The sequence below is a fragment of the Bradyrhizobium sp. USDA 4461 genome (genome assembly GCF_054055655.1).
The window spans coordinates 171,815-183,156 of the sequence record NZ_JBSRXM010000001.1; the positions used below are offsets into that span (position 1 = coordinate 171,815).

General features: G+C 61.3%; 13 protein-coding genes. 4 read left to right on the top strand and 9 right to left on the bottom strand.

Annotation, left to right across the window (positions count from 1 at the left end):
* Positions 1–43 precede the first annotated feature (43 nt).
* Positions 44–973, bottom strand: coding sequence for a non-homologous end joining protein Ku (gene ku / locus ACVINW_RS00840; protein WP_456706894.1), 930 nt, complete (start codon positions 971–973; stop codon positions 44–46).
* 145 nt (positions 974–1,118) lie between these two features.
* Between ku and ACVINW_RS00845 the strand changes: the two genes are divergently transcribed.
* From ACVINW_RS00845 to dinB, 4 genes are read left to right on the top strand one after another with little or no spacing between them, the layout of a single operon-like run.
* Positions 1,119–1,505, top strand: coding sequence for a hypothetical protein (locus tag ACVINW_RS00845; protein ID WP_456749559.1), 387 nt, complete (start codon positions 1,119–1,121; stop codon positions 1,503–1,505).
* Between the two features lie 44 nt (positions 1,506–1,549).
* Positions 1,550–1,999: a hypothetical protein gene (locus ACVINW_RS00850; protein ID WP_456749560.1), complete on the top strand. Its 450-nt coding sequence runs from the start codon at positions 1,550–1,552 to the stop codon at positions 1,997–1,999.
* Between the two features lie 3 nt (positions 2,000–2,002).
* Entirely contained in the window at positions 2,003–2,728 is a 726-nt protein-coding gene (locus tag ACVINW_RS00855; protein WP_456749561.1) for an SOS response-associated peptidase, read from the top strand.
* The gene (gene dinB, locus ACVINW_RS00860; protein WP_456749562.1) at positions 2,725–3,828 is read left to right on the top strand and encodes a DNA polymerase IV; all 1,104 of its coding nucleotides are present in this window, start codon (positions 2,725–2,727) and stop codon (positions 3,826–3,828) included. Before ACVINW_RS00855 ends, dinB begins: the two co-directional genes overlap by 4 nt.
* A gap of 330 nt (positions 3,829–4,158) precedes the next feature.
* Here dinB and ACVINW_RS00865 read toward each other — a convergent pair whose 3' ends face one another.
* The 8 genes from ACVINW_RS00865 to ACVINW_RS00900 form a co-directional block, all read right to left on the bottom strand.
* The gene (locus ACVINW_RS00865) at positions 4,159–5,508 is read right to left on the bottom strand and encodes an MFS transporter (RefSeq protein ID WP_456749563.1); all 1,350 of its coding nucleotides are present in this window, start codon (positions 5,506–5,508) and stop codon (positions 4,159–4,161) included.
* A gap of 111 nt (positions 5,509–5,619) precedes the next feature.
* The gene (locus ACVINW_RS00870) at positions 5,620–6,672 is read right to left on the bottom strand and encodes a leucyl aminopeptidase (RefSeq protein ID WP_456749564.1); all 1,053 of its coding nucleotides are present in this window, start codon (positions 6,670–6,672) and stop codon (positions 5,620–5,622) included.
* A gap of 60 nt (positions 6,673–6,732) precedes the next feature.
* The gene (locus tag ACVINW_RS00875) at positions 6,733–7,545 is read right to left on the bottom strand and encodes an alpha/beta fold hydrolase (protein ID WP_456706899.1); all 813 of its coding nucleotides are present in this window, start codon (positions 7,543–7,545) and stop codon (positions 6,733–6,735) included.
* Entirely contained in the window at positions 7,542–8,258 is a 717-nt protein-coding gene (locus ACVINW_RS00880; RefSeq protein ID WP_456749565.1) for an isochorismatase family protein, read from the bottom strand. Before ACVINW_RS00880 ends, ACVINW_RS00875 begins: the two co-directional genes overlap by 4 nt.
* A 31-nt stretch (positions 8,259–8,289) precedes the next feature.
* Positions 8,290–9,501, bottom strand: a complete 1,212-nt coding sequence (locus ACVINW_RS00885) for an FAD-dependent monooxygenase (protein ID WP_456749566.1) — start codon at positions 9,499–9,501, stop codon at positions 8,290–8,292.
* Between the two features lie 39 nt (positions 9,502–9,540).
* Positions 9,541–10,020 carry a (2Fe-2S)-binding protein gene (locus ACVINW_RS00890; protein WP_456749567.1) on the bottom strand — a complete coding sequence of 160 codons (480 nt, stop codon included), beginning with the start codon at positions 10,018–10,020 and terminating at the stop codon, positions 9,541–9,543.
* A complete protein-coding gene (locus ACVINW_RS00895; RefSeq protein ID WP_456749568.1) occupies positions 10,017–10,889 on the bottom strand; it encodes an FAD binding domain-containing protein in 873 nt (290 codons plus the stop codon). The genes ACVINW_RS00890 and ACVINW_RS00895 overlap by 4 nt, the downstream gene beginning before the upstream one ends.
* 2 nt (positions 10,890–10,891) lie before the next feature.
* A complete protein-coding gene (locus ACVINW_RS00900; protein ID WP_050401596.1) occupies positions 10,892–11,341 on the bottom strand; it encodes a CoxG family protein in 450 nt (149 codons plus the stop codon).
* Between the last annotated feature and the right edge of the window lies 1 nt (position 11,342).

The following is an 11,342-nucleotide window of genomic DNA, read 5'->3' on the forward strand; positions in this document are numbered from 1 at the left end:
GCATCCACACTTCGGAGAAAAATCCGGATGCTTCACGATATGCTCAAGCCGACTTCCGCTGCGGCTTGGCCGCCGGCTTCTTCGCCGAAGCCTCTTTCGCCGGCTTCTTGCCTGCGATCGGCATCAGCATTTCCTTCTGCCCAGTGGCGGCCTTACGCGGCTTTTTGCCTGATTTCTTGGGTGCCTCTGTCGCGGCTCCCTCTCTTCCAATGCTCTTGCGTAGCGCGTCCATCAGGTCCACCACGTTCTCGCCGCGAGGACGCGCCTTTGCTGTGATGGGTTTACCCGCTCGCTTCTGGTTGATGAGATCGATGAGGGCGGTTTCATACTGGTCTTGGAACTTGTCCGGCTCGAAGTGACCCGACTTTTGATTGACGATGTGCTTGGCTAGTTCGAGCATGTCCTTGGTGACTTTGACATCCTGGATGTCGTCGAAATACTCATCGGCGGAACGGACTTCGTACGGATAGCGCAACAGCGTCCCCATCAACCCCTTGTCCAGCGGCTCCAGCGCGATGATGTGCTCCCGATTGGTCAGCACCACGCGACCAATCGCGACCTTGTTCATCTCGCGGATGGTTTCCCGAATGACAGCAAAGGCATCGTGCCCGACTTTTCCGTCCGGACGCAGGTAGTAGGGGCGAATGAGATATCGCGGATCGATCTCGCTGCGGTCGACGAACTCGTCGATTTCGATGGTTCGCGTCGATTCCAGCGCGACGTTCTCGAGCTCCTCCTTGGTCACCTCGACGAAGCTGTCGTCGTCCACCTTGTAGCCCTTGACAATGTCCTCGTTGTCGACCTCCTCGCCGGTGTCGGCATCGACCTTGGCATATTTGATCCGGTGGCCGGTCTTTCGGTTCAACTGGTTGAAGGAGACCTTCTCGGATTCCGACGTGGCCGGATAGAGCGCGACCGGACAGGTGACGAGGGAAAGACGCAGGAAGCCTTTCCAGTTAGCGCGGGGGGCCATGCCGAGGGAACTCCGATACTGATAACGGATTCAAGACGAACGACCCGGCTTGGTTCCGACATCGCGACCCGTCCTACGGGAGGAATTTTCTAAGCGGCTGGCTGGTCGGACTCGACATTTGTTCTTGTTATGTTCTAATTCGGACATGACCGACCGACCCGCGAGCTGGCGCATGCCGACCCCGAAACAGATGGAAAAACTGGCCGCTGAAGCCGACCGTAGACGAGCGCCGCCCGCTGCGGGTCCGGATGCGCCCCTCCCGGCCGAATATTGGGAATCGGTCCTCAAAGATCCTCGCGCCGGCGCCCAAGCCCAACAGCGACGCCTCTCGGAAATCAAGGCCCACGTGCTGCGCGTCTCCTGCCGCCGCTGCGAGCGGACCGTGGAAATCCAGAGCGCCGATGCAGTCCGGTTGTATGGCCGCAACGCAGCCTGGAAGGACGTCGCGCAGCGGCTGCTCGACAACACCTGCCAGCAGCGCACCGGCAGGCATGAAGAAGACGGGTGCTGGCCGGCGTTCGAGACGCCGTAGCCAGCATCAGGTCGCCGATCGGATCTCTTTGCGCCGGTGTCCGGATGACCCCGAAATATCACCCTACGCCCTTGTCGGGCAGCGGCCGCAAGGCGCTGAAAAAGGAGCTTGGTAAGGCGCGCGCAATGGCCAACATCCTGGCCACCCGATCGGCAGAAATGCGGGCAAAGGGGGAAGCACTCATCCAGCAGGCGGACAAGCTGCTGTGCGAGAGCTGGAACGAACGCATGTGGTCCGACGGAGAGCCGATCGATCCCTCCCCGACGATCGACCAGGCCTTAAATGGAGGCTTCACCTGGCTCGAAATCAGATGCGAAGCTTGCAAGACGCCAAGTGACGTTGACCTCACGGCGATGAAGAATCCGCGGGCCACCTTCGTACATGATCTCGCCAGCCGGCTGCGCTGCCGAAAATGCAGCACGGCCGGCCGGCGTCCCTCTGCGACTCTGTTACAATTGGCGGGGCAGCCGCGCCACTCTCGGACCGAAGCCTGACCGATGTGCAATCTCTACTCGATCACGAACAATCAAGCCGCCATCGCCGCGCTGTTCCGCGTCGTGAACCGGTACATTGGCAATCTGGCGCCGATGCCAGGGGTCTTTCCCGATTATAAGGCGCCGATCGTGCGCAATGGGGCCGAGGGCCGCGAACTCGCGACGGCACGGTGGGGCATGCCGTCTTCGCAGCACGCCATGATGGAAGCAACCAAAAAGCGCGCGGCAAAGCTCGAGGCGAAAGGCAAGGCGGTCGATTTCAAGCAATTGCTGCGGATGGAGCCGGACAGCGGTACGACCAATATCCGCAACGTAAAGAGCAAGCATTGGACGAAATGGCTCGGCCCCGAAAACCGCTGCGTGGTGCCGTTCAACTCCTTCAGCGAGTTCAATAAGGCTGAGGGCGGCGATATCTGGTTCGCGCTCGACGAGAGCCGTCCCCTCGCCTGCTTCGCCGGCATCTGGACCAGCTGGACGTCCGTCCGGAAAGTCAAGGAAGGTGAGACGACCAATGACCTCTACGCGTTCCTGACGACGGAGCCCAATGCAGAGGTCGGTGCCATTCATCCGAAGGCGATGCCGGTGATCCTCACATCGCCGGTGGAGGTAGACGTCTGGATGACGGCACCTCCGGACGAGGCACTGAAATTGCAGCGGCCGCTTGCCGACGGAACACTTCGGGTCGTCGCCCGCGGCGTCAAGGAAGATACAGCCGGGCTCGGGACGTGACCATCGAGATCGATGACGACCAGGCGGTTGCGCCGGTCAGGCAGCGCAAGATCATCCACATCGACATGGACGCATTCTATGCGTCCGTCGAGCAGCGGGACAATCCAGACCTGCGTGGCAAGCCGGTTGCCGTCGGAGGATCCCGCGAACGCGGCGTCGTGGCGGCAGCCAGCTATGAGGCCAGAAAGTTCGGAGTTCGTTCGGCCATGCCGTCCGTCACGGCAAAACGACAATGTCCCGATCTGATCTTCGTCAAGCCGCGCTTCGAGATCTACAAGGCCATCTCGCAGCAGATCCGCGACATCTTCGCAGAACACACACCGATTATCGAGCCCCTGTCGCTCGACGAGGCCTATCTCGACGTGACCGACAACCTGCAACGCATCCCATGGGCGCGCGACGTCGCGCTCGCTATCCGGGCCAAGATCAAGGCCGAGACAGGTCTCAACGCTTCGGCCGGCATCTCATACAACAAGTTTCTGGCAAAACTCGCATCGGATCACCGCAAGCCGAATGGCCAGTACGTCATCACGCCTGAAATGGGCCCGGCATTTGTGGAAACCCTGACCGTCGGCAAATTCCACGGCATTGGTCCTGCGACCGGCGCCAGGATGAATGCCCTGGGTCTCTACACGGGGCTCGATATGCGCAATCAGTCGCTCGCATTCATGCAAGCCAATTTCGGCAAGGCCGGCGCGTACTACTATTGGATCTCAAGGGGCGTCGATCATCGTGAGGTCCGCGCCGATCGAATCCGGAAGTCGGTCGGCGCAGAGACCACCTTCACAAGCGATTTGACGGAATTCCAGACCTTGGCAGCCGAACTGCAGCCACTCATCGACAAGGTCTGGCGGCACTGTGAAGACAAGGCAGCGCGTGGCCGAACGGTGACCCTCAAGGTCAAATTCAACGATTTCGAAATCATCACGCGCAGCAGGTCGGTACCTGCTGCGGTTTCAAGCCGCGCAGAACTCGAGCGACTGTCGATCGCGCTCCTTCAAAACGAGATGCCCTTTTCCAGGTCAGTCCGGCTGCTGGGGGTTTCGCTTTCGTCCCTACAGAACGACGATGCGGCGCCGCAACTTGACCTGCCGATCTGAAGGTCGCGGCTACGTAAGGACACCGCCAAATCCGGACGATACGGCCAATCGCCATGCCGCGGAAATCCGAATTGCCCAAGCAGCACTATCGCATGATTGCAACAGGTTCGGCAGGGGCACCGAGGATCGGCCGGTCGGCAACATCTGCCATCGGGGCAGCGGTACGCATGAAGAAGACGGTGCTGGCCACGTTTTGATTGATGCATTGAGGGCCTCGACCAGACGTCATTTGTCCGTTCGACGAGCCCTGTACCGAAAGCCACTTTCACGCCAGGCCGGCGCGACGAGCGCGCCAAGCACTCATCTCGCCGCGCGTCTTTCACGAGCGCATCATACGCTCGAGACCGGAGCAGCCTTCATCGCCGGCTCCGAGTCCGCATCGGCCTTGAAGCCCTTCGCGGACAAATCCCGACCGAGCGTCTCAGGAAGCAGAAGAGAGGCCAGAACGAAGGTAGCCGCGGCGGGAAGAGCCACGGCGACCATGCCGTTCAGCAGGCTTCCGCCGAAATGAGCGGCCGCAAGGGGCACGATAACCGGCGCGATGCTGCCAAGGCCACGACCGCCCATATAGAATGTGGACACCGCCGTCGCGCGCAGATTGACCGGATAGAGTTCCGAGATCCAGACGCCCGTCACGCCGAGCGCAACGTTGCCAATCCCGAAACCGATATAGAGCCAGAACATCGGCCACTCGGTCTTCGAGCCGGCATAGAGCTGACCTCCCCATACCGCCATGCCAACCAAGGATCCGATCCAGAACAACGCCGGCACGAGAGCACCGAACCGGCGGCCAGCCCTGTCGTTGAAAAAGCCGTTGGCGAGATAGCAGATGCCGCTGACCACGGAAAGAAGAACGGCCGTGGTGCGAACCACGTCGCCCGGCGTGTGCATGTCCCGGAGCAACAGCGTCGGAATGAAGGAGACGACGCTGTAGTAGCAAAGCATGTAGCTCATCAGCCACACGCAGGCAGTGACGGTCTGGCGCGCCAGCCCGTTGCGAAACAGATCCGCCAGGGGAAGCGTGCGGGCCGCCTCTGCAACCTGACCGGCCTTGCGTTGCGCCTCGTACTCCAGCCAGATTTTCGATTCAGGCATGAAGAAGCGGATGAAGATGATCAGCAGGATCGGCATTCCACCGCTCAGCAGGCCGATGCGCCAGCTCCACTCGTCGCTGAACGTCGCGATAAGCCAGATTCCGACGATCGACGCCGTGGACGATGCGATCACGGCGCAGCCCTGAAGCGCAGCCGCGCCCAGGCCGCGGCTGCCTTTTTTCCAGGCCTCGTTGAAAAGCACCATGCCAACGCCGTACTCGCCGCCAAGACCGATTCCGGTGATGAACCGCAGCACCGCAAGCGACCAGTAATTCCATGCGAACGCGGAAATAATCGCCGCGACCGAGAACAGCGCGATCGTGAGCTGAAGCGAGGTCTTTCGGCCAAGGCGATCACCGATGACGCCGAACAGGGCCCCGCCGATCGCCGACCCGAAGAGCGTCAGGGCTTGCAGGGAGCCGATCTCGGTCAACGATAGCGACATTGACCGCTGGATCGCTGGCAGCAGAAACGGAAAGATCAGGACATCGTAGAAGTCGAGAATGTATCCCAGCATCGCCGAGATCATGATCGAATAACGTTGCCTGGCCGTGTAATCTTCCGCGCCTGAGACGGTCTTAGACATGCAATGCGTTCCCCGTTGAAAGAGCTGAACAGTGGATGATCGTCGCCGAAGCGCTTTCCGCGTCATTGGGAGCCGCAATTGCGACTCCGGGTCCCGGTTCGATGCCGAGGCCTAGCGGCCGGGCGCCCTCAACTCCGGGTAGGCAAACTCGCCCTTGTCGAGGATGTGAATATCGTCGAGCCAGAGACTGCAGCCGCGAAGCGGGATATCGAGATGACACGGCGTGTCGTTCGTGCCGCCAAGCTCGGTATTCGGTCCCGTCGAGAACAGAACGTTTCCATAAAAGGAAAGCGCGCTCATGATGTGCTCCGACGCGAGTTGCTGAGATGCAGCTATATGGTGCCAGTCGGCGCGCTCATTCGATCCCCACCCGATATGCGAGATTGCCCAACCTCGCGGATCGCCGAAACTGTCGATATAGCTCCTGATGAGCGTCGCGTCGGTGCCTTCGCCCTTGAGGTCGACGATGTAGCCGTCCTTGATGGTGAGCGTGACCGGAGACTGGATGTAGCGCTTGAATGCGCAGAGAATGTCGCCCGGCATCAGGACGACAGTGCCGTTGACGTCCCCATCCGTGGCCTGCGTGAAAGCAAATCCTGACGGGAAATGATCCCAGCGGCCCGGTTCATCGGTGTATCCGTACTCGGAAATGACCGGATATTGCTTTAGGCCGTAGGTCACATCCGTTCCGCCCGGCGACGTGATGCGCATGGTTCTGGCTGACTGCAGGAGCGTTCGTGAGAGCTCGGTCCGCCGGCGGAGATCCTCAGTCGGGAACATCTTCTTGAGAATGTGGAACGGCTCCATGACGCGCAGAATGCGCGTGCCTGCCTCCTGAATTTCGAGTTGCTCGCGCGAGAACAGCAGGCCCAGAAGATCAATCACCATGTCCACGCGCTTGAGCGTGTCGATCGCCGGCTGGTTGCCGCTCAGCGCGTGTCTGCCCTGCTGGCCCGCAACCTTGCTCTGGCCGTACTTTGGAACATTGAGGTGGAAAGTTGTCGCGCCAAGGCTCCGCGCGGCCAGCATGAACGTCTGGGCATACTCCGACTGATCCTCGCCGCCGCTCAGGACAGCCACGACCTCGCCTTCGCTCACCTTGCAGAGTGCAAGTTCGGCCTTGAACAGTTCGAGCATATCAACATCGATGCGTTGCCGGGTCATCTTCAGTCATCTCCTTTGCCGGGCATGTAATCGCAGCGCTCCGACCGGTCTTTCGAGCGGTCAGGCGAGGACGTCACTGACGATCGAAAGGAAGCCTTCCGTGTCGTCGATGTGCATTTGGTGACCTGCGCTCTCCAGTCGCTTGATCTCGATGGACGGCAATAATCGTTGAATCTCTCTCTCATCTTCGGGACGGATGACGTCGCCTTTGCCTGCAACGAGCAGCCAGGTGCGGACGCTGAGGTTGGCGAGATCGTTGTGAATGTCATCGTGATGAAAGCCCTTGTGACTTTCGATCAGGGCGCGCTCGTCGCAGGTGTGCATCCACTCGGCCCGGGCACGGATGTGCTTTTCGGGCCAGCGCGGCGCGGAGGGGCTTCGCAGCGCCGCGTCCGCTTCTCCAAGCCTTGCGCTATGAAGCAGCTTCAGAAGAGGCCCGATCGGACTTGGATAGGCGCGGCGTCCGGGGCCGGAGACCGGAGGATCGACCAGGATCAACTGTCTCATGGACGATGGCCGCCAGCGCGCGGCACGAATTCCGATCCGGGCGCCCATGGAGTGGCCGAGCAGGGTATACGCGCCTATTTCCAGCGCCTCGGCGAATGCGACCAGATCCGAGGCGCAGGCATCCAGCGAATAATTGAGATGCGGCCCGCTTTCGGAAAGGCCGCGTCCCCGGACGTCGAGTACATAGACGTCATGTCCGATGCACAGACGTTCCGCGATGAACGCCCATTGTGCCGCGGCCGTCGAGATGCCCGGGAGGATGATGATGGCAGGACCGGCTCCGCCGAAGCGCAGGTAATGCTGGCGGACGCCATTTGCGCGCACGTGAGCGCCGTAGAGCAGACCGGAGACCTGGGCGACACTCATGTCGGGCGATCCTGCGTACGATCGGCTGGCAGCGCATGAAGCCGCTCGGTGACTTCCGAGGTGGGCATCACATCTGCGTACTTGCTGGCTATATCGAACAGGTTGACGGCGTGCGAAGTCGGCGAACGATCGTAGACAGCATCGCTCGGCACGATCGATTTGAAATTCAGCGCGCATGCATCGACGACCGATGCCCGGACGCAGCCGCTTGTCGTGCAGCCGGTCACCACCAGTGAATCGATCCCGGCCCCGACGAGATATGTCGTGAGCGGGGTGCCGAAGAATGCGCTTGCCTGCGTCTTTGGCAGCAGCAGTTCTCCCGGCTCTGGAGCCACCTCACGAACAAAGTCGTAGCCCTCGGGCGGAATCTGCATGATGGCTGGAATTTTTGCCGCGAATGCCCCCTCGTCATGGCTGACCTTGCAGGCGACATGCGGAAATATCACCGGCCATCTTCTGCCGCGAAACAACCGCATCAGATCGGCAATCTGCGCCATGGCCTGCCAACCAGCCTCACCGCAGCTGGTTGGATATTGCTTGATCGCCTCGCGGATCGGCATCGGCCGGTCACCGACCGAGCGGTACTGCACGTCAATCACCAGCAGCGCGGGCCGTTTGCCGAATCCAGCCGCGCCACCCAATCCTGCGATCGCGTAGGTCTCGCGCTCTTCGAGCGGTATCACCCTGTCCCAGGGCTGCTCTTTGCCGATCATCCTTGTGCACCCTTGCTCGTGGGGAGAGATGTCAATGAAGAGGAATGGCGGTCGCGTCGTACTGGTAGATCCAGTCGTAACGAGCGGCGGTCGCTTCCGGCGCCCACTGCGTCCTGATGTAGTCTCCGGCCGTTTCGGCCCTGGAGAGTGCCGGGTTGTGGAAGATCGGCAGCATCCCAGCCGCGGAGTTCACAACCTTGGTTGTGCGATCCAGGCGCAGGCTTTGATATGTCTGGAAAGCTCTCGCAGGATCGCTTGGGTGCTGCTCGAGGCACCGGGCGAGAACGGAGGCGTCCTCCAACGCCATGTTCACTCCCTGACCGAGATATGGCAGCATGGAGTGGCACGCATCTCCAAGAAGCGTGACCCGTCCTTGCGACCAACCAGCCAGCGTGGGCCGCACGAACAGGCCCCACTTGTGGAGGCTTTCGACGTTGCTGACGAGCGCGATGATGTCGGGATGCCAGCCCACGAAGTCCTTCAGGCACTCCTCGACAGACCCCTTCTCCGACCAGGATTCCAGGAGCCAGTCGTTGCGATCGACCTGCCCCGAGAACGTCATCAATTCCGTGTTCTGCCAGCGGACCGGATATGCCGTGACATGTGCGTTCGGCCCAATCCATGTCGACACCACGGGCTCGCGCTGATGCGGCTCGAGCCGGTCGACCGGCACCAGACCACGCCAGGCGATTGCGTTGGTGTACTGGCTTTCGATCTGGCCGATCAGCCCGGTTCGGACCTTCGAATGCGAACCGTCGGCGCCGATCAGCGCCCGACCTTCGACCTCGCGGCCGTCCGCGAGCCGAAGCCGAATCCCGTCCCGGCTCTGGCTGAATCCGACAACATGGGCGTTCAGATGGATGGCGTCCGGCTTCAATCGCCGTACACCGTCGACAAGGATCTTCAACAGGTGCGCGCGCAGCAGAAGGTAGGGTTGGTTACGGGCTGCGTCGGTGGACCGGTCATACAGCGACCACGTTTCACCGGTGTTCCAGAGCCGGATGGAACGTCGCTCGGCCGCGATGCAATTCTGTTCGACTTGTTCGGCGAGGCCGAGATCGCGAAGTACGCGCACGCCGTTCATCGAGACCCAAAGGCCGGCGCCGACTTCACGCAGCTCGGACGCCTGCTCGAAAACGTCGCAATCGATCCCGCGTCGAAGCAGCGATAACGCCATCGCCAAGCCGCCGATGCCCGCGCCCGCAATCAAGACGCTCGTTCTTTTGACCTGATCAATACTCATGGTACCTCCAGAAAGTAGCTGCGCCGTCTCGCGACGGTTTCAAGCGGCATCCCGCCGGACCGCAAGGCTCTTCACGGCTTCGAAAATCTTGGTGTAACCGGTGCAGCGGCAAAGATTGCCGTCGAGATAGTGCCGGATTTCCGCGTCTGTCGGGTGCGGCGTGGTCTTCAAGAGCGCCGTGACCGCCATGATGAACCCGGGCGTGCAGAAGCCACACTGCAGGCCGCCATGATGCACGAACGCCTTCTGGATCGGGGATAGCCCGTCCGGCGGCGTGACACCCTCGATTGTCGTGACGTCGCGCCGGTCCACATCGACTGCGAGCGTGGTGCAGCTCGAGATCGGCTCGCCATCGAGAAGGACCGTGCAAGCGCCGCATACTTCCATGTCGCAGGAACGTTTCGTTCCCTTCAGGTCCAAACGATCCCGGATGAGGTCGATCAGGAGCATATGGGCCGGGACGTCGACGGCGATCGTCTTGCCGTTCAACGCGAAGCAGATCGCCAATACTTGTGTCATTTCGGCCAGCTCCCGCCGGCGATGACAGCCTCATCGGCGTTACGCAGCAGAAGCACGCCTGCAAGGTGACGCTTGTAATCGGCTCCCCCATGCCGATCGGCGTTGACTTCAAGCTGATCCAAGGCTGCGGGAAGAGCAGTCTCAATCGCCTGGCGAGCCTCTGTGACCCCTACGTTTCGGAGGGCATCCTCGACGACCAGCAAAGGCTGTGGCCGCGAACCAAGCGCGCCGACCCGCACACGGGCGCTCGTGATTGTGCCGCCGGCGTTCAGTGACCAGGCCATCGCGACGTTAACGGAGGGCCTCTCACCATGCTTGAACCGGCGATAGGTTACGGGTCCCGCGGGCCGCGGGAACACGATCACTCTCAGCAGCTCGTCAGGCTCGCGCACCGTTTCCATTTCGCTTCGGATGAAATCATCAGCGTGAACTTCACGCGTCCCCCGGGATCCCTCGAGCACCAGCCGTGCGTTGAGAGCGGCGAGCATCGTCGGCGGATCGGCGTGAGGCTCTCCGAAGCAGAGGTTGCCGCCGATTGTTCCAACGTTCCGGACCCTGATGTTTGCGACCTCGGCGCAGAGCGACGCAAGCGCCGGCACGTGTTCGCGGATAACGGGATCGCCGCTGATCTTCCTGTGCGTGCAACGCGCGCCGATCTCGATCTCGTTCATGCCGTTGACGGCGATGCAATCGAGCCCGGGGATACCCTTGATGTCGATGAGGCGGTCTATACGGATGACGCGCATTTTCAGCGCGAGCAGCAATTCGGTCCCGCCGGCGTAGAACATGCCGTCGCCGGAATCGCCGACGGCACGCACGGCATCGGCAATCGTGGAAGGCCGCTCGAATTGGAAGGGTGACGGCAGCATGATCAGGCCGCGCCCAGCATTTCTTTGAGTCGCTTCTCGAACTCTTCGAAGTTCTGATCGACCCGGCGTTTGATGATGCCGAACCCCATGCTCGCGAGCCGGCCCTGCACGTCGACTTTCGCGTCCACGGCAAATGTGGATCCAGAACCGGCCTGCGTGACGGTTACGTCGAGGACAACGGCCAGCCGCGTTCCTGTGATCTTGTCGCGGCCCGTAGCGCGGGTGCGCACGTGAGACGGCTCGGTGATCGATTCAACGATGATGTCGGCCGGCACTTCGAGCTTGAAAGGACCGATCTTCTGCTTGACGGTTGCTTTGTAGGTTGCAAGCCGCTGGATTTCCTCGACGCTTTCGCACCCGGGAATGCAGCTCGATATGCGTGGAACGTCGAGCAGCGTGCTCCAAAGCTGCGCCGGGGTCGCCGGCACCGCCATTGACATGTTGAATTCCATG

Excerpts from the sequence above, each read along its gene's own strand:
- ACVINW_RS00870 (WP_456749564.1), bottom strand. The coding sequence starts at position 6,672 with ATGACCCGGCAACGCATCGATGTTGATATGCTCGAACTGTTCAAGGCC.
- ACVINW_RS00880 (WP_456749565.1), bottom strand. The coding sequence starts at position 8,258 with ATGATCGGCAAAGAGCAGCCCTGGGACAGGGTGATACCGCTCGAAGAG.
- ACVINW_RS00895 (WP_456749568.1), bottom strand. The coding sequence starts at position 10,889 with ATGCTGCCGTCACCCTTCCAATTCGAGCGGCCTTCCACGATTGCCGAT.
- ACVINW_RS00845 (WP_456749559.1), top strand. The coding sequence starts at position 1,119 with ATGACCGACCGACCCGCGAGCTGGCGCATGCCGACCCCGAAACAGATG.
- ACVINW_RS00850 (WP_456749560.1), top strand. The coding sequence starts at position 1,550 with ATGACCCCGAAATATCACCCTACGCCCTTGTCGGGCAGCGGCCGCAAG.
- ACVINW_RS00855 (WP_456749561.1), top strand. The coding sequence starts at position 2,003 with ATGTGCAATCTCTACTCGATCACGAACAATCAAGCCGCCATCGCCGCG.
- ACVINW_RS00875 (WP_456706899.1), bottom strand. The coding sequence starts at position 7,545 with ATGAGTGTCGCCCAGGTCTCCGGTCTGCTCTACGGCGCTCACGTGCGC.
- ku (WP_456706894.1), bottom strand. The coding sequence starts at position 973 with ATGGCCCCCCGCGCTAACTGGAAAGGCTTCCTGCGTCTTTCCCTCGTC.
- ACVINW_RS00890 (WP_456749567.1), bottom strand. The coding sequence starts at position 10,020 with ATGACACAAGTATTGGCGATCTGCTTCGCGTTGAACGGCAAGACGATC.
- ACVINW_RS00885 (WP_456749566.1), bottom strand. The coding sequence starts at position 9,501 with ATGAGTATTGATCAGGTCAAAAGAACGAGCGTCTTGATTGCGGGCGCG.
- ACVINW_RS00900 (WP_050401596.1), bottom strand. The coding sequence starts at position 11,341 with ATGGAATTCAACATGTCAATGGCGGTGCCGGCGACCCCGGCGCAGCTT.
- ACVINW_RS00865 (WP_456749563.1), bottom strand. The coding sequence starts at position 5,508 with ATGTCTAAGACCGTCTCAGGCGCGGAAGATTACACGGCCAGGCAACGT.